Here is an 18,026-nt window from a genome sequence, read left to right as displayed (position 1 = left end):
TGCTCGCCATGCCTACCCTCCTTCCAGCTCTTCATGAACCTGATGCAGGTGCTCGCGACTATCACTCAGGTGCAAGCGCATGGCAGCGCGCGCCCACTCCGGGTCCTGATTCAGGATGGCCTGGTAAATCTGCTCATGCTCGCTTTGCACGCGCTGTTCGTAGTGCAAAGGTTCGTCATGAAAAAGACGCGCAGAATCCAGGCGGCTGCGCGGAATGATGACGACGCCAAGGTTGCGAAGTGTATTGGCGAGGTACGGATTGCCTGTCGCCTGGGCGACGCTCAAATGGAACTGGAAATCCAACGCTGCCCGCTCACTCACGCTGACGTCACGCTGCCCGAGCTGATCGAGTAGAACTCGCAATTCATCCAGCTGAACGGGGGTGCGTCGCTGGGCAGCGAGTGCGGCGGCTTCTACCTCCAGACCGATGCGAAACTCCATGATCGCCAACGAATCGACGATGATGCCAATCGTGGCCGGGTCGATAAAGGTTTCCAGCGACAGCGCGCTACCGCGTACAAACGTCCCGATGCCATGGCGTGTCTCAACCATTCCAGCGGCTTGCAGACGCGACATGGCCTCGCGCACCACCGTTCTGCTGACCCCATGCTCAAGCATGAGGGCCGTCTCGGTGGGCAACTGTTCACCGCCCCGCAGCCGCCCCTCAAGAATGTGCGCCGACAGCACGGTCTCAAGCCCCTGGGAAAGGCTGCCACGTTTCTTTGCACCGTCCGCGGGCCCGCTCATTCCTGGAAAATCGCTACAGCGCGGACGAAGCCGGCCGAGGCGTGCCTGATCTTGTAGGGGAAGCAGGACACCTGGAAGCCATGGGCCGGCAAGCACTCCAGATTGGCCAGTTTCTCCATCTGGCCGTAGCCGATGTCGCGCCCGGCCTTGTGCCCTTCCCAGATGATCGAGGCGTCGCCCGTGGCCGCGAAGCGTTCGCGCGTGTACTTGAATGGTGCATCCCAACTCCAGGCGTCGGTGCCGACCACACGCACACCGCGCTCCAGCAAGTACAAAGTGGCCTCACGCCCCATGCCCACTCCGGCATCCAGATAGCCCGGCTGACCGAACAAGGCTCCGGCGCGGGTGTTGACCAGGACAATGTCCAACGGCTGCAAGTCATGGCCGATGCGCGCCAGCTCGGCTTGCACCTCGACGGCGCTGACCACATGGCCGTCCGGCAGGTGACGAAAGTCCAGTTTCACGCCAGGTTGCAGGCACCAGTCCAGCGGCAGTTCGTCGATGCCAAAAGCCGGCTTGCCGCCGTCAGTGGTCGAAGCGTAATGCCAGGGCGCATCCATGTGCGTGCCGCTGTGAGTGGTGATTTGCAGGCGTTCAGCGGCCCAGGACTCATCGCCAGGCAGTTGCGCCTTGGACAGCCCGGGAAACATCGCGGCCATCTCCGGCCAACCTTGTTGATGGTCCATGTAGTCGATCTTCGGCAACAACGGCGGCGGATCGGTGTAGGGGTTGTTGTCCAGGGTAACGGAGAGGTCCACCAGACGGCGTTTAGTCGATTGCATTTTCGGTCACTCCGGTTTTGGCACGCCCACGCGCTCGGCGCGCCGGGGCAGCGGCATTCAAACTGTTGCGGATCAAGGCGCCGGCGGAGCCGTCATGACGAAAGCCAAGGGCCCGGGCCTGGGGAGTTTTCATTGCGGGAAACTGGCCGAACAACGCTTGCAGTGCAGCATCCGGTGCGAAACTGATCAGCGCGCGGCGTTCCTGGCCGTAGGCAGTGCCCAGGGCATCAATGACCTGGGCGATGGACAGGTGCAGCAACGGCAACTGCCAGACGCGTGATTCACCGAGTTCGTCTGCCCGCAGCTCGGCGGCCCGCAGCAGGTTATCTACGCAACACTTCACGGACATCCACCAAGCCTGCGCCTGGGGCGAAACCGGACAGCAATACGGCTCGCCTTCGGCGAAGGCGTGCAGCAGATCGCTCATGAACGCCGAACGCAGCCCGTTGGGTTCCCGTGGACGGGCGACAATGCCTGGCAGGCGCACCGCACGGCCGTCCACCTCGCCCCGTCGGGCCAGGTCATTGAGCGCCGTCTCTACCATTAGCTTGTGCGCGCCGTAACTCAATTGCGGGCGCGGTGCAGTGCGCTCATCGATACGTTCCGGCAGGTCGCCGCCGTACACCGCCACGCTGCTGGCGTACACCAGCACTGGCGCGCCAGGCTGCTCGCGCAACTGGTCAAGCAACTCCAAGCTCGCCAGCAGATTGACCCGATAGCCCAGGGCATAGTGCTGCTCGGCTGCGCCACCGGGAATACTGACCAAGTGGAACACCACGTCGATGCCATCGGCCAGCGCACGACGCAACAACGCAGCGTCGGTCACACTGCCGCAATGCCGGCGCAGACGCTTGTCCTCAGCAAAGCCCACCAACTCTTTGTCCAGCAAGATCAACGCGCTGATCGACCGGCCGTGCAATTGATTGGATTCGAGCAATCGCTTCACCAGGGCCCGTCCGACAAATCCATTGGCCCCGGTAATCATTACGCGCATGGCAGGTCTCCCCTCACGACCCTTTGGTCTATCGCTCCGAATACCGACTGCCCTTGCTGATCGAAGACTTCCATGCGCACACGATCACCGAAGTGCATGAACGGCGTTTGTGGTGCGCCGTGCTCGATCATTTCCACGGCACGCCGTTCGGCGATACAGGCAGCGCCCACGCTGAGGTCGGCATTGGAAACGGTACCGGAACCGATCAGACAGCCTGCCCTGAGGCGCCGGGTGAGTGCGGCATGGGCAATCAACTGAGGAAAACCGAAATGCATGGCGCCGCCGTTGGCGTGACCAAACCACTGGCCGTTCCACTCGACTCGCAGCGGCAGATGCACACGCCCGTCGCGCCAGGCCTCGCCCAACTCGTCGGGCGTAATCGCCACCGGGGCAAAGCTCGATGAGGATTTGGCCTGGATAAAACCAAAACCGGTCTTCATTTCACGGGGCGCCAGCGCTCGCAGGCTCACATCGTTGACTTGCAGGATGAGCCGGATATGGCCTGCGGCCTCTTCTGCCGAACACCCCATGGGTACGTCATCGACCAGTACCGCGTACTCACCTTCGAAGTCGATGCCATGGGCTTCGCTGGGCAGCACGATGTCATCGTGGGGCCCCAGGAAATCGTCGCCACAGCCTTGATACATCAGCGGTGTGTGTTCGACACCTTCGATGGGATCAAGCGCAAAAGCCTTCTGCATCCGCTCCCCGTGGCTGAGGAACGACGAGGCATCCAGCCACTGCCAGGCACGCGGTAACGGCGCCGCGGCCTGCTGCGGATCGAAGGCAAAGGCACTTGCCAATGCCCCCTCGTTCAAGGCGTCATAGCGGGCGCGCAAAGCGCTCTCGACGCTTGGCCAATGATCGACGGCCTGCTGCAGCGTTGCAGCGATGTCGCTGGCGTCCACCGCCCAGGCCAGGTCGCGCGATACCAGCAGTAAGCGGCCGTCGCGGCTGTGATTCTTCAGGGTGCTCAGCTTCATACCGGTGCTCCTTGCAGTTCGGGGGCAAAGCGACCATCGAGCAGGACGAACAACATGCGTGCCATCTGTTCGGTGCGATTGCTCCAGGCGTGATTGGTGCCTCGTTGCACGACGATGTCACCGCGCTTGAGATGCACCTCCTCGCCATCCAATACCAGCCAGACCTCACCTTCCGTGACCACGCCGTAATCGAGGGTTTCGGTGCGGTGCATCAGCTTGTGTTTGGAGTCAGCCTGCCCCGTACCTGCATGGGCCTGACCGATTTCGGCGAAGGCCGCCGCGGCAGCGTCGGCACTGACCTGGTTCTGCACACTGTCAGGCGGAATATCCACCACGCGGATCACACTGCCCAGCGGTGCGGGGCTCAATTGCAGCGGCTTGCTCGTGGGATCATCGCCGTTATCCAGCACGGCCGGGCTGGCGGCACTGTTCCAGATCTCATGGAAGACCGTGCCGGGCACCGATTTGAGCGGAAAACTACTGGGCGTCGGCCCGCTGAGGGCGACCACCGCCTGGCCTTGGGCATCGTGCCCGGTGACCACGCGTTTGAATCCGGGAAGCTGTTGCATGTAAGACTCCTCAATCAGTTTGCCAACGGGGCTTGGCGAAAAGTGGCGCGGCAGCGGACAGAGCTCGATCGTGGGCAGTCATCAAAGATCGAGCACCAGTCGCGCGCTTTTGGCTCGTGAGCAGCAAGGGGTGAATTGGTCATTGCGGGCTCTCTCGGCATCGGTCAGGAACATGTCGCGATGCTCCGGCTCCCCCTCCAGTACGCGCGTCAGGCACGTGCCGCAGATGCCCTGCTCGCAGGACAAGGGAATATCGATGCCGGCCTCCAGCAGCACTTGGGCCACGCTGCGATCGGCGGGCACTGGCAGGCACTGCCCGGTGCTGGCTAGCTGCACCTCGAAACCACCCGCCTCATGGGCAGGAACAGCAGCGGCGGCAAAATATTCACGGTGCAATTGCGCCTCGGCCCAGCCCTGCTCGCGCGCCGTACCGAGCACATGTTCCATGAAGCCGTTAGGGCCACAGACATACAGGTGATGGTCGGTGGCAGGTGCCGATAGCACCCGTGCAGCGTCGAGACGCTGGGCCTGCTCGCCATCGTCCACGTGAACCTGCACGTGATGGGCAAATGTCGAACGCCGAATGTATTCGACAAAGGCCATCCGTTCAGTTGAGCGGCCGCAGTAATGGAGCTCGAAGGCAGCGCCGATCTGGGCCAGGCGCTCGGCCATGCAAAGGATCGGCGTGATGCCGATACCGCCGGCGAACAACACGCTGTACTGCGCCCCATGCTCCAGCGGGAACAGGTTGCGCGGCTCGCTGATACGCAGCCGGCTACCTTCCTGCACCTGCTCGTGCATGGCCTGCGAACCGCCACGAGACACGGGGTCGAGCAGCACGCCCAGCCGGTAGCGGTGGCGCTCTTCGGGGTGATTGCACAGCGAGTACTGGCGCACCAGGCCGTTGGGCAGGTGCACGTCGATATGCGAGCCGGCACTGAAGGCCGGCAGTGGAGAGTCATCGACGGCGGCCAGTTCGAAGCTGCAGATGCCCTCGGCTTCGCGATGCTTGCGGGTCACGACGACGTCGATCATCACTGGGCACTCGCTTGTTGTTCAGCAGCGATCAGCCGGTCGAGTACACGACGGGCTCGAATGGCTCCGGCATCGCCGATCAACAAGACCGGCTTCAAGTCCCAGAAAGACTTATCGCCCATCATCCGCTGCTGAGCCTCGAGCATCGGCAGGTCTTCATCGTGAAAAGGCTGGTTGATTGCGGTTGCCTGCTGTTCCGCCAAGCCCTCGGCAACCGTCTGCCGGTTGGACCAGACAGTGTTGCCCTCCTCCAGCACGCTGGTCAGCGCACCTTTGACGCCATCACCCCCCAACGTGCTGGGGTGCAGGAACTCGATATGGCTAAGGTCCATGATGTTGTCGGTTTCCAGCACATAGTTGGCCTTGGCGTGCAGATAACGCTTGCCGACATACCAATGATCACCGTCCATGCAACTGAAGTCCGGGATCAGCGTGGCATCGGCCAGACTCATATCGCCCATCCAGATCCACAGCAGGCTGTAGCGTTCAACCAGGGGATAGGCCTTGACCTTGGCTGCCCGGGGAATGGCGCCATCGCCGTGAGGGTAGTGGACACAGCTGCCGCTGCCATCGAATTCCAAGCCGTGGTACGGGCAGCGCACGGCATCGCCCTTGAGCACGCCCATGCCCAGGGGCGCGAAACGGTGTGGGCACCGATCAGCGATGGCTTGAGCAGCGCCATGGGAATCACGGAAAAATACAACCGGCTCATTCAGCAGGGTCCGTTGGAAAAGCGCCCCGACCTTGACCTCACTTCCCCATGCGGCCGCATACCAGACGTTACGTAGAAAACTCATCGCAATTCCTCTTTTCGGACAATGGATTGCCGACTACTTGGGTTCAGCACTCGTCCGCTCGGACTCGATCAATCGACGCAATACCCGGCGGCAGCGCACGGCACCGGCATCGACGGGAAGCAGTACGGGGTTAAGGTCAAGCAATTCAACCTCACCTATCTGGCGCTGCTGGGCCTCGACCATGGGTTTATCTTCATCGGAAAAAATGCCGATCAGCATCTTCTGAACAAAGCCATTCAACTGTTCGTTGTGCTGCTCGAAACTGCGCGTATTGGCGAAGAAGTAATGGGTATTCGTCGCGTCCTGCGGGGTCATCAAGTGCAGGTTCCACGTCACCGGCCCCTGCTCCCTGGGGCGTCCTGGGGAAGTGGCGCCACTGCCCAGCAGCATCAGGCCCGGTGCATGCCAGATAACTTCGGCCCAGACGTCAGCCCGAGTCGAGTCTTCAAGGTGCGCGCCGAACGCCGGCGGCGGCACGTCGTCAGGCGCCCACCAACTGATGCGCACGCGATCGTTGGGCAACTCCTCGACACTGGCGCGCACCCGCGACAACGCCCCGCCGCCCAGCGTATCGGGGTGCAGGAAATCGACATGGCTCAGGTCCATGATGTTGTCGGACAGCAGCTCGTAGTGCGCACGGGTTGGCAAGTACCCTTTGCCCTTGGCATGGGTTGGCGCCTGTTCAAAAAAGGAAAAGTCGGGGATCAGCGCATCGCTGGCCAGCGCCGGATCGCCAAGCCAGACCCAGATCGCCCCATGGCGCTCGACGACCGGATACCCGCGAACACACGCGGCCTTGGGAATGGTCCCCTCGCCATGGGGGTTATGGGTACATTTGCCGGCGCCATCGAAACGCAGCCCGTGGTAGGGGCACTGGATACTGTCACCAACAACCTTGCCCATGTGCAGCGGGGCAAACCGGTGTGGGCAGCGGTCATCGATCGCCTGGATCACGCCCTGACTGTCGCGAAAGAACACAACAGGTCGCTCGACAATGGTTCTTCCCAGCAACGCCTCTTGCGCAAGCTCGTCTGCCCACCCGGCGATGTACCAGGTGTTAAGCAAATAATTCATCACGGTCTCCTCGTTGTTCTTATTTTGGTGAAACGCCGTTTTGCGCCTGGCCCACAATTGTCGGAAAAACCACTCCGTTGCCGCGCAGTCGAAGGCAGGCCAGGGCCATCAAGAGCTGGGCAGCTGCCACAATCCCCAGCGCGATCGGCAAAGCGCCGCCCGCTGCGCCGGTGATAGCCAGCACGACCAGCGGACTGATGAACTCGCCGGCGAAGAACATCGCCGTGAAACCACCGGCGGCGCGGCCGCGCTGAGGAAAGTCGACATGGGCCATGATCCAAGTGATCAGGGTCGGCATCATCAACCCGATGCCCAAGCCGTTGATCAGCACGGCGACCACTACCACGCCATGACTCTGGGCGATTGCCAGGAGTGCGCCGCCAATCCCCGCCGTGACAAAGGCCAGGAACATTTTCCGGTAAGGCGGCACGCCACTGATCAGGCGAAAACCCAGCGCCCCCGCAAGCACACCGAGCTGACTGGCGCCCATGGTCATGCCGATCTGCTGGGATCCGTCGATGTGCAACAGGTTAAGCAGGTAACCGACTTGTACCGGCACGATGAACAGGCTCAAGCCAGCCAGGCATGACAGCAGGTACAAGGGTGCCAGGGCGCGCCAGGGAAAGGCCCTGCCCACCGCGGTTGTTGCTGTTACAACCTGCGCGCGCGGCTCCCACAGCAGCCAGGCCATCAGCGGCAGGAACACCAGCCCTAGCCCATACAAGGCAAACGGTGTGCGCCAGCCGTGCTCGCCGAGCACGCCACCGATGGCGATGAAAATCGCCGCCGACAATGAGGTGGCAACCATCTGCAACGCGAACATGCGTTCACGCCGCGCGCCGCTGTAGTAGTCACCCATCATCGTGGTGCAGCAGGTCATGATCGCCGCCTCGGCCAAACCGATGCCGGCGCGGCTGATCACGATGACCGGCAGCGACTCCAGCCAGAGCGGCAACACGCCGCAGAGGGTGTAGAGAAACATGGCCCCGATCAGCAACGGCTTGCGCCCGAGCCGGTCGGCGATGATCCCGGCGAAGGGCGCCAGCAAAGCAATCATCAGCGCCGGTAGCGTCAGGGCAATCGGCACCAGCACCGCCACGCCCGGTGTCTGGGCGAAGTGCTCCTGCATACGCGGCAGCACGGGTGCGAGCAGCACTGCACCCAGCACCGGCAAGCAACTGCCGAGCAACAATAAAAACGACTGCGGCAAGCCCGCCTGACGCTCAACGCTCATGGTGCACCTCCGACGGGTGGGCCGCGCAGAACGCCATACCGAAGGCGCCCAGGCCGGCGATGAGGTCAAGCCAGAGAGGCTGCTGGAACAGATACAGACGAGGCATGGCTAAGTCCTTTCTTGTTATGGCGCGACTGGATTAGCCGCTGTTTGATCGTGACCGGAAGTCTTCTTGCTTTGCAGGCGCGGCACTTTGGCCGCCTCGACCGTGGCGTTCGCCTGCGGCACAGCCACTGGGCGGTGGGCCTCATCAAGGGGGCCAGACTCGGTCTGCCCCCTACTGACGCGCTTGCTCGGCAAGAGGAAGTGAGCCAGGGCCGGCAGCAAGACCAGCGCACCGACCATGTTCCAGACGAACATGAAGGCCAGCAGCACGCCCATGTCGGCCTGGAACTTGATCGGCGAAAACATCCAGGTGGCGACGCCGATGGCCAGGGTCACACCGGTCAGCATCACCACCTTGCCGGTGGACAGCAGTGCCCGGTAATACGCCTGCGACAGGCTCGTGCCCTGGCGCATATGGCCGAGCAGGATGCTCATCACGTACAGCGCGTAATCGACGCCGATGCCCACGCCCAGGGCGATCACCGGCAGGGTCGCGACCTTGACGCCGATGTTCAGCCAGACCATCAGCGCTTCACAGAGAATCGAGGTGAGCATCAGCGGAATCACCGCGCAAATCGTGGCGCGCCAGGAACGGAACGTGATCAGGCACAGCAGGATTACGGCGCCGTAGACCCAGAACAGCATTTCGCGATTGGCCTGCTTGACCACGATATTGGTCGCCGCCTCGATCCCGGCATTGCCAGCGGCGAGGAGGAATTGCACCTCGTCGGTATTGTTTTTTGCAGCGAATTGCTCGACGTGATCCACCAGGCGAGTCAGGGTTTGCGCCTTGTGGTCGGAGAGGTAGGCATAGAGCGTCAGCAGGCTGCAGTCTTCGTTGTACAGCCCACGCGGCGCCCCGGCGGTGACCATGTTGAGCATCGCCTGGTTGTTTTGCAGTTCGTACCACTTCGGGCTGCCTTCGCTCAGGCCGACCAGCATCCGCCGGTTGAGCAGCGCCAGCGAATTGGTCGAATCCACCCCTGGCAAGGTGCGCAGTTGCCAGTCGAGGGCATCGACCTTGCTCAGGATGTCGTAGCGCGAACAGGCGCTGGCCGGCGTCTTGATCATGACCGCGAACAGGTCGCTGCTGGCGCCGTAATGTTGGGTCAGAAACGCGTCATCCTGGTTGTAGCGTGAGTCGGCCCGCAGCTCGGGGGCGCCGGCGTCCAGATCGCCGACTTTCAATTGCAGGCTGACCACGAAGCCGGCCGTCGCCAGTGCCAGGCTCAGGGCGATGCACAACGCCGCCCAGCGACGCTGGGTGAACAGATCGAGGAAACGCCAGAACCCGTGGCGATTCTGGCCGGCTTGTTCGGCGTGTTCGCTTTTCAGACTCAGCCGCGCAGCGTGGCGGCTGACCCCCACATAGGAAAGCAGCACTGGCAGCAGGATCAGATTGGTGAAAATCAGCACGGCCACGCCGATACTGGCGATCATCGCCAGGTCCTGGATCACCTGGATCTTGATGATCATCAGCACCGCAAAGCCCACGGCGTCGCAGAGCAATGCGGTGAGGCCGGCGAGAAACAGGCGGCGGAAGGTGAAGCGCGCGGCGACCACACGGTGCATGCCACGACCGATGTCCTGCATGATGCCGTTCATCTTCTGGGCGCCATGGCTCATGCCAATTGCAAACACCAGGAACGGCACCAGCACCGAATAAGGGTCCAGTTGATAGCCCAACAGCGGCAGCAGGCCAAGCTGCCAGACCACCGCCACCAGCGAGCAGAACACCACCAGCAACGTGCTGCGTATGCAGCGGGTGTACCAGTAGAGCACCACGGCGGTGATCAGGATGGCCACGGCAAAGAACATCAGGATCTGCCGCAGGCCGGCGATCAGGTCACCGATTTTCTTGGCGAAACCGGTGATGCGAATGTCGACGCTGTCGCTCTGGTATTGGCTGCGCAGCGACTCCAATTGTTGCGACAGCTTGGTGTAATCCAACAACTGCCCGTCAGGGGTCCGCTGCAACAACGGAACATGGATGATGCTCGAGGCTTGGTCGAACGCCACCAACTGACCGATTTCGTTGGACAGTTGCACATTGCGCCGCAAGGCCACGAGGCTGTCGGCACCGCCATCGTAGTTGTCGGGAATGACCGGCCCGCCGTCCAGGCCCGCTTCGGTCACCGCCACCCAGCGCGTGGCCGGCGTCCATAGGGATTTCATGTAAGCCCGGTCGACGCCGGGCAGCAGATAGATCTTGTCACTCAACGCTTGCAAGGTCTTGAGGTAGGCGCTGTCGTAGTTATCGCCCCGCTTGTTGACCACGGCGATGCGCACCGCGTTACCCAGCCCGCTCAACTGCTGCTGGTGCTCCAGGTAGTTGGCGATGTAGGGATGCTGGGTAGGGATCATTTTTTCGAAGCTGGCGTTCAGCTCGACGCGACTGGACTGCCAGCCGAGCACCAACGTGGTCGCCAGGCATAGCAGCAACACCCACAGGCGATGGTTGAACAGGGCCCGCTCGAGTACCGAGCCGGAACGCGGATCAAAGTCATCGAAGGCATTCGCAGGAGACGGGGTGAAATGGCTAGGGGACGTCATGATCTCACTCCGAAGCGGCAGTGGATGGCTGCGCAATACGCTGCAGCCCAGTGAAACCGGCGACGATCAGGCTGCCATCGGCTGCCTCGATCAGACTTGAAACAGGCTTGCCCAAGGGCTCACCGAGTGGCAGCAGCGCCTCCCCGGTCTGTTCGCCGTTGCGAAACAGCGCACCGCTTTGGTTGACCAGCAGCACCTCGCCGTCGGCCAGGCGGGTGGCATCGTTGAATGAAATCGGCATGAGGACTGACAGGCGTTGGAAGCTGTCGCCACCATCCTTGGAGATAAAAGCGTTGCCCCTCAGGCCGCCCGCCAACAGGGCGCCATCGGCGCGGGTTTGCAGGGTGAAGAAACTGCCTTCGTAAGGGCTTTGCAACTGACTGAACGAAACCGCGTCGTCATCCGAGCGCGCCAGGTAACCCTGCTCGCCAGCGAGGAACCAACGTGTCCCCTGGTGACTGATGGCGTACAGGTGCATCCCGTTCGGGTTGGCGATGTGACCCATCCGCGATTGCCAGGTCGCACCGCCATCGGCGGTCCACAGCGCCAGCCCGTAGGCCCCCACGATCAGCCCGTGTTGTGCATCAATGAAGTCCAGTGCCAGAAAGGGCTTGTCCGCGCCCTCGGCGACGACCCGTTCGGCCGTTTGTACACGTGCCAATGCGTCATCCGGGTTGGCCGCCGTGGCCTGGTCGGCCCTGGCTGCATCCAGTTCAAGCTGTGCCGCGCGTACACCGTCGAGTTGCAGCGTCCAGTGCTCGCCACCATCGCGAGTGGCCAATACCACACCGGAGTGACCGACAGCCCATCCCTTTTGCGCGTCAACGAACTGCACCGCCGTCAGGCTGACCGATACCGGCACCGATGCCTGACGCCAGCTTTGCCCGTTGTCATCGGAAAGCAGCACCAGGCCACGCTCGCCTACGGCCACCACACGTGTGCCGGCCCGCGCCAGATCGAGTAATACGCTCTTCTGCGCAGCCGGCACCACCATGGCCGGGGTGTTCAGCGGCGCGCCCACGGTGTTTGCCCCTGCCAGGCACTCGCTCGTGGCGAAGGGCAAATACAAGGCCAAGAGCAAAGCGCCCGCCTGACTGATTCTGTTCATAACCCACCTCGGAAAAACACTCGCACCCCAAGGGCAGGCCAACAGGCCTGCCCTTCACGCTCAGCTCAGACTCAACGCACGCCGCGCCCGGCCATCGCCGCTGGCGAGAACTCGGAGGCCTTGTAGCGATCGACCGCGTGATACTGGTCCGGCAATCCGGCGTAGACGTTCTGGATAAACCATGCCCCCGAAGTCAGGTCATAAAAACCGGCCGACAGCTGCACCAGGCCTGGCAGGTCGGGCAATACGGAAGGCAGGGACCAGAGGGTCTTGGCCAGTTGGCCGCTGGCGTCCCAGCGGTCGCCGAGCAGGGCTTGCCACGTGTCTTCGTCGAGGTAGTAGCGGCCTTTGGGCAACTGGTGACGCTTGCCGGCGGCCAACGTCGACTCGACTACCCAGACGCGGTGCAACTCCCATCGCACGTAGTCAGGATTCAGATGGTGCTTGGCGAACAGGTCTTGCGGCTGAGCGGCCGCCTGCACCTTGTTGGTGTTGTAGGGAACATACATTTCCTGCTTGCCCACCAGTTTCCAGTCGAACCGGTCCGTACGTCCCTGCCACACGAACAGTTCGTCGAAGGACATGACCCCGGCAGTGGACGGCGTAGGGGTATCGCAGCAAGCGTTGGGCAGCGTGCGCACCCGGCGCTGGCCGCTCAAATAGACGTGGGCCTGGGATTTGTCACCGTTGATGTTCTCACGGCCCAGGATCTGCTCGCCGGCACGAATCGCCGGGCCGGAATTGACAAAGTGCACCTGCCAGTAGTCGCCCGAGTAGTTTTCAGGGCCGCCCTCCTCGAAGTAGTAGGGCATCTCCTGGGTCAACAGGCCGTCGCTGGTCATCACCTGGTTGCCGTCGGCCGTCATCAGATAGTGGCGAAAATGCGCCGCCACCGAGGTGCCGCGCCAGTTCAGCAAGTGGTTCCAAATGGCTTCGGTACCGTTCTGTGGAATCGGAAACGGGATCCCGCCATAGGCCCCGTCGGGGATCAGGCCGGCGCTGCTGTTGACCAGTTTGGCGCGGGTCGCATTCTTGAGCGTATTGTCATAGACCCACTGCGGTGCGGCCGCCGTGCGCCGGGTCGGATAGACATCGATGCGGTAGGTCTCCGGGAAACGCTTGAACAGCTCCTTGGTGCCGTCGCTGAGCTTGTCGGCGTACTTGGCCAGGTTCTGGGCGGTGATGCTATACAACGGCTTGTCCGCGGCAAACGGATCGCCACGCTTGCCGCCCGGGACGTAGCCTGGATCGGCCTTGGTGTAGCCACCGTCCCAAGCCGGAATGCTGCCGTCGGCATTGCCCGCCTTCTCCGCGCCGAAGGGCGTCAAGGTCTTGCCCAGCGCGGCCGCTTGTTCGGCGCTGGCGGCCAGGGCCATCGGCGCGGCGGCGGCCAGCAGGGTTAAGCACAAGGCCTTTAGAGTGAACTGAATGGTCATGCGCGAATCCTCTTAGAACGTGGACTTGACGGAGAAAGCCAGGTAATCCCGGTCTTTCAGCGACTGCTTGAAGTTGAACTGGTTGGCGGCGTTGAGGCTGGTGTCCTCGGGACCATAGAAGTGGGTGTAGGTCAGTCCCACGGTCACTTGGTCCAGGTACGTGGCGGAGACGCCGATGTTCATGTCCCCTCCTCTATCGGGGCCGAACCCGCTGATCACCGCCGACTTGCCCATGGGGAAATAGCTGATGCCCACCGGAACGCTGAGATCCACGCCAGGGAAGAACTGGCGATAGGTGGGCGTGTACACCAGCTTCAAGCCCAGGCCGTCATCGGTGGCGTTAGGGTCGAGAGCGGCGCGATTTTTGGTCACTGCCAGCAGGCGATTCCAGGCGACTTCCCCTACCAGGCTGGCTTCATTGGCGACGAAGGAAGGGCCCAGCGATGCCAGGACATTGAGGTTGACGTGGGCCGTCCGGCCAACGGCGTACAAAGCGTCATCATTGTTGTCCGCGTCGACGCCCGGCAGGACGGTCTGGGCGTTGGACACCAGCGGCATGTTCCAGCGCATGGACGCCTCACCGGCAAAGCTGTACTCGTCCACGGAAGTCGCGAAACTGGCACCCAGGACACGGATGTCTTCCGGGTAAACCCAGGAATATTCGCCGATTTGCCCGGTACTGAAGTTCGGTCCGGTGGCATTCGGCTTCAAATACAACGAGGGCGTTTTCTCGTGATATTGGAGCGCGTACAGGCCGTAATCCGTCGTCCCGGTGTTGTACTTGAGCTGCAGGCCGCCCTGGCCGGAGCTCCTGGCTTTCTTGTCCTTGCCGTGGAAAAACGCCGCCGGGCTGTTGGCATTACCGCCTAGGAAATCCGGAAATGGCCCGCCAGTGATCAGCCGTTCATTGCCTTCGCCAATGGTATCGCTGGTGGAAAAGTAGCTGCCGGCGCCGGGTAAACGGGTAGCTTCCCACTCCAACTGGTAGAAGGCCCCCAATGACATATCATCGGTCAGTTGGTAAGTGGTCGAAAGCTGGTTGACCGGCCGGGTGATTTCCTTGAACTGGGTGTTGGGCACCGATTGCGCCTTGACCACGTCCACCGGCGCCATGGCCCCGGCAATGCCGTTGCCGCCAAAGAACAGGCTCTCACCCCAGATCAGACCGTGACGCCCCGCACGAACTGACATCGCACGGTCGGCCAGTTCACCGTTCCAGTAGACAAACGCATCCAGCAGTTCGCCATCGCCGCCATGCAGGTGACGCGTGTCGCTGGTGAACTCGTCGAAGCCGACCGAACGCTGGTTGGCACTGGCTGCGTCGTTATTGTCGTTGCGGTCCTGGTACACGGTGTCATACCAGGCCGCACCGCTCAGGCGAGCGCCAAAGTCGTGATAGCCGATGTCCAGTTCGGAAAGAATGTCCAGGCGATTGGAGATCAGCCCTTTTCCAAAGTTGTTATCGCCGTCATTCTGGTTCTGCGCCGTCTGCCCCTGGCTGAGCTTGCTGCTGGAGTCCTTCAGGCGCCAGGCCGAGCTGTACTTGAGCGTATTGTCCCAACGCAAGCTGAGATCCGGACTGCCGGTATCGATCTGAAACGCCTGGGCAGCCGAAGCGCCAAGCCCCAGGCTGGCCGCAAGGGTCAGGGTGAAGGGGACGCGCCGCGAGGCAGCGAGCTTGCGAGTAGCCATCGAAGTAACCCTCTTTATTGTTGTTGTATGTCAGCTCTTCTGGTAAACAGCGCCCGCCGTAGAGCCAGGCCAGGCCTGCACGGGCATGAACATCCTTGGGAAAGCGAAATCAGTCCTGCCTGCGCCTCAAATGGGCTCTGCCGTGACCTCGAGCATCCGCCTGACCAGGCCGATCCGGTCGAAGCTACGGTCGTGGTCCATTTCCTTGTCACCGGCCAGTACCGAGCTTTCGCTGATGAATTTGCAGCGCTCATAACGGCGCGCCATAAAGCGTTCGAGCTGCTGTTCGACGCTGCCTCCGGCGACCAGCTCCTCGCCCAGCACGACGGCGTCTTCAATGGCCATGCCAGCGCCCTGCCCCAGGTGCGGGGTGGTGGCGTGCACCGCATCGCCGATCAGCACGACACGACCGCGGTACCAGGGCTCGTTGACGAACACCACTTCCAGCGGCTTGTAGACGACCAGGTCGTTGTTTTTGATCTGCTCGCGCAGTTCGCCAATCAGGCCGGTGAAACCGCTCAGGCGCTGGCGCATCTCAGACGCCAGGGTGCAGGCATCCATCCTCGGGTTACCGGGCTCATGGGAGGTCACGAACAGGTACATCTGGTCGTGCCCCAGCGGCACCAGCCCGGCATTGCCGGCGGGTCCCTGGAAGGTGGCCAGGTGATCGATGCCAGGGGCACGTGGAAAGTTGTAGCGCCACACCGATTGACCGGTGAATCGCGGCTGGTATTGCTCGCCGAACAACAAATCGCGCAGATGGGAGTACAGGCCATCAGCCCCCACGACCAGGTCGTAACGGCCGCGACTGCCATCGGTGAACAGCACGTCGACGCCCTCGCCCGCCTGCTCCAGCGTTTGTACGCTCAGGCCCAGGCGAATCGAGGCGCCCAGGGCAATCGTGGTTTCGCTGAGGACTTGATGCAGGGCCAGACGCGAGATGCCGACGTTGGCGGGATACTCGGAGCCAGCCAGGCGCTGGCCTGGAAAGCGCGCCAGTTGCTCCCCGGCGGTGTTGGAGATGGTCACATCCTCGAATGCGCAGGCGGCATCCAGGTAGCCGTCCAGCACACCCAGCTTGGCCATCTCACGCACGACGTTACTCTGCTGGATGATGCCGACGCCATAGACGGTCCACTGCGCCTTGAGTTCGACAAGCTCGACGTCGATGCCCTGGCGGCGCAATGCGATTGCGGCACACAGACCACCGATACCACCGCCGACAATAAGCACCTTCTTCACTGGGTTCATGCTTGTCTCACTCTTATTCTTGTTATTCACGCTGGCTCCGCAGGAGCGATTCGAGGCCTCGCCACTGGGTACTTCTGCACGCATTCGCTACCGCGTTGTGCCCACTTTCTCGGCAAAGCAGGCGTTTGACTAATCGCATGTAGGGATACGATGTATCAGAAACCGCGATACGTTAATGACGGTCCAAATGCCTCCAACTGACCCGCTTCGAGCACCAGCCAATCGGCCTCGACCTTCCATTGCAGAGCGCCCAAGCGCTCCCCCAGGCACGGTCCGTAGACGCACAGGCCACTGTCCGGAAGGAACCGGGCACCGTGGGCGTAACAGACGATCTGGCTACCGTCGGCGCTGAGAAAACGGTCCTTGCGATACTCCAGGGACACGTCCAGATGCGGGCAGCTGTTGCGATAAACCCGCACCTCACCGCGGTGACGCAGGGCGAAGACGCTGTCCTTTCCCGCACCCAGCGGATCGAATCCACGGGCCTGCCCTTCGAGCAGTTCATCCAGGCGGCACAGAGCAATGGCGGCATGGCTCATGGACGGATCGGCACTCACGCCTGCTTGGGCGGCGGACCGCTCGGAAACCATTTTTCCCTGGACGTGAACAGGAACAGCTGCGAGTTATCCGCCGACAACGGCGCCTGGCGTGCTTGCCAGGCATCATCGTGCTTGTCCATGTCGGCGTCGTATTCGATGTGGCAACCCAACGGGCTGTTGAAATACCAGAACCAGTTGGAGCCAAAGAGGTGACGGCCCGGCCCCCAGAAGCTGGCCCAGCCGTTCTGCTCGAAGCGTCGCCCGGCCAGTAGCACTTCCGTGCCGCTGCCCATGTGGAAAGTGAAGTGCTCGCAGCCTTTCATATGCGGTGGCGTCTGGATCATGAACAGGCAATGGTGATCATCGGAACCCGCCGGGCGCATGAACGGACCGGCGCCGACAAAGGTGTCGGTGGTCACGAAGCCCAGGCGCTTGTAGAAGGCTTCGGCCTTGACCGCATCCGGCACGAAATACACCACATGGGAAAGGGTACGCGGCAGCGCCTGCATATCGGGATTGACGCCAGGTTGGTTGACCGGGCGCTGGGCGACATGGCCCGGCGCGTTGGTCAGGTCGGCGGGCGCACTGTATGGACGGCGGACGCTGATCTGGAAACCAACGGCAAACCCCATGTCGTCAACGCTGTGCACCGAGCCGTTGGCACCGCGGGTTACCGGGCGATCACGCCCCAGCTCGTCGGCGATGGCCTCAAGGTCAGCCGCGCTGGCCACGCCATAAATGGTTTCACGAATCGAGGGCGCAGGCCCGATGGCCGCCGGCAGGCTGGCATCGTCAGCACGACGGATAATCACCGCAGTGCCGTCGAGGGCTTCAAAACGGCCGCCCTCGCTGTCGACATCGACAGGTTGCAGGCCGTAGTCACGCAGGCAATGGGTACAGGCTTGGATGTCGTCGACGCCAAAAACCAAGGCATCAAGGCCGATGATGTTCATTGTTACCACTCCATTAATTTATTCGGCGCAAGGTCGACACCCCGTTGCGGAGCAATGCCGGACGATGCGCTGCCGATCTTGTTGTTTTGGAGTCGATAAAGCGTCACGGCCAACCGACTGCGAGCCGATACTGACGTCGGGAAAGCCCACTGACTAATCGCTTGTCGGGATGCG

The 18,026-nt window shown here is 62.2% G+C and carries 16 protein-coding genes; all 16 read right to left on the bottom strand.

Annotated elements, in window-relative coordinates:
* Positions 1–12: 12 nt before the first annotated feature.
* Positions 13–747 carry a FadR/GntR family transcriptional regulator gene (locus tag PFLQ2_RS16170; protein ID WP_003180938.1) on the bottom strand — a complete coding sequence of 245 codons (735 nt, stop codon included), beginning with the start codon at positions 745–747 and terminating at the stop codon, positions 13–15.
* Positions 744–1,529 carry a cyclase family protein gene (locus tag PFLQ2_RS16175; RefSeq protein WP_003180936.1) on the bottom strand — a complete coding sequence of 262 codons (786 nt, stop codon included), beginning with the start codon at positions 1,527–1,529 and terminating at the stop codon, positions 744–746. The genes PFLQ2_RS16170 and PFLQ2_RS16175 overlap by 4 nt, the downstream gene beginning before the upstream one ends.
* On the bottom strand, positions 1,516–2,523 hold the full coding sequence (locus PFLQ2_RS16180) for an NAD-dependent epimerase/dehydratase family protein (RefSeq protein ID WP_003180934.1): 1,008 nt from the start codon (positions 2,521–2,523) through the stop codon (positions 1,516–1,518). The genes PFLQ2_RS16175 and PFLQ2_RS16180 overlap by 14 nt, the downstream gene beginning before the upstream one ends.
* Positions 2,514–3,506: a fumarylacetoacetate hydrolase family protein gene (locus tag PFLQ2_RS16185; protein ID WP_003180931.1), complete on the bottom strand. Its 993-nt coding sequence runs from the start codon at positions 3,504–3,506 to the stop codon at positions 2,514–2,516. Before PFLQ2_RS16185 ends, PFLQ2_RS16180 begins: the two co-directional genes overlap by 10 nt.
* Positions 3,503–4,075 (bottom strand): cupin domain-containing protein, encoded by a 573-nt coding sequence (locus PFLQ2_RS16190; protein WP_003180928.1) that lies wholly within the window; start codon positions 4,073–4,075, stop codon positions 3,503–3,505. The genes PFLQ2_RS16185 and PFLQ2_RS16190 overlap by 4 nt, the downstream gene beginning before the upstream one ends.
* 81 nt (positions 4,076–4,156) lie before the next feature.
* A complete protein-coding gene (locus tag PFLQ2_RS16195) occupies positions 4,157–5,110 on the bottom strand; it encodes a PDR/VanB family oxidoreductase (protein WP_003180926.1) in 954 nt (317 codons plus the stop codon).
* On the bottom strand, positions 5,110–5,907 hold the full coding sequence (locus PFLQ2_RS16200) for a Rieske 2Fe-2S domain-containing protein (RefSeq protein ID WP_003180924.1): 798 nt from the start codon (positions 5,905–5,907) through the stop codon (positions 5,110–5,112). Before PFLQ2_RS16200 ends, PFLQ2_RS16195 begins: the two co-directional genes overlap by 1 nt.
* 33 nt (positions 5,908–5,940) lie before the next feature.
* Positions 5,941–6,981, bottom strand: a complete 1,041-nt coding sequence (locus PFLQ2_RS16205) for an aromatic ring-hydroxylating dioxygenase subunit alpha (protein ID WP_003180922.1) — start codon at positions 6,979–6,981, stop codon at positions 5,941–5,943.
* A gap of 19 nt (positions 6,982–7,000) precedes the next feature.
* Complete coding sequence (locus PFLQ2_RS16210) at positions 7,001–8,215, bottom strand: MFS transporter (RefSeq protein ID WP_003180919.1); 1,215 nt, start codon at positions 8,213–8,215, stop codon at positions 7,001–7,003.
* Positions 8,216–8,338: 123 nt separating this feature from the next.
* Positions 8,339–10,873: an efflux RND transporter permease subunit gene (locus tag PFLQ2_RS16215; protein WP_003180916.1), complete on the bottom strand. Its 2,535-nt coding sequence runs from the start codon at positions 10,871–10,873 to the stop codon at positions 8,339–8,341.
* A gap of 4 nt (positions 10,874–10,877) precedes the next feature.
* A complete protein-coding gene (locus PFLQ2_RS16220) occupies positions 10,878–11,981 on the bottom strand; it encodes a YCF48-related protein (protein WP_003180914.1) in 1,104 nt (367 codons plus the stop codon).
* A gap of 71 nt (positions 11,982–12,052) precedes the next feature.
* Positions 12,053–13,417, bottom strand: coding sequence for a DUF1329 domain-containing protein (locus tag PFLQ2_RS16225; protein WP_003180912.1), 1,365 nt, complete (start codon positions 13,415–13,417; stop codon positions 12,053–12,055).
* 12 nt (positions 13,418–13,429) lie between these two features.
* Positions 13,430–15,109: a DUF1302 domain-containing protein gene (locus PFLQ2_RS16230; RefSeq protein ID WP_003180909.1), complete on the bottom strand. Its 1,680-nt coding sequence runs from the start codon at positions 15,107–15,109 to the stop codon at positions 13,430–13,432.
* Between the two features lie 126 nt (positions 15,110–15,235).
* Positions 15,236–16,360, bottom strand: a complete 1,125-nt coding sequence (locus PFLQ2_RS16235) for an FAD-dependent oxidoreductase (RefSeq protein WP_003180907.1) — start codon at positions 16,358–16,360, stop codon at positions 15,236–15,238.
* A gap of 155 nt (positions 16,361–16,515) precedes the next feature.
* Positions 16,516–16,899 carry a Rieske (2Fe-2S) protein gene (locus tag PFLQ2_RS16240; protein ID WP_003180905.1) on the bottom strand — a complete coding sequence of 128 codons (384 nt, stop codon included), beginning with the start codon at positions 16,897–16,899 and terminating at the stop codon, positions 16,516–16,518.
* A gap of 14 nt (positions 16,900–16,913) precedes the next feature.
* Positions 16,914–17,852, bottom strand: coding sequence for a VOC family protein (locus PFLQ2_RS16245; RefSeq protein ID WP_003180903.1), 939 nt, complete (start codon positions 17,850–17,852; stop codon positions 16,914–16,916).
* Between the last annotated feature and the right edge of the window lie 174 nt (positions 17,853–18,026).

This window comes from Pseudomonas fluorescens Q2-87 (assembly GCF_000281895.1).
Taxonomy (GTDB): Bacteria; Pseudomonadota; Gammaproteobacteria; order Pseudomonadales; family Pseudomonadaceae; genus Aquipseudomonas; species Aquipseudomonas fluorescens_S.
The sequence above is the reverse complement of the archived record's forward strand: the minus strand, read 5'-3'. Positions and strand labels throughout refer to the sequence as shown.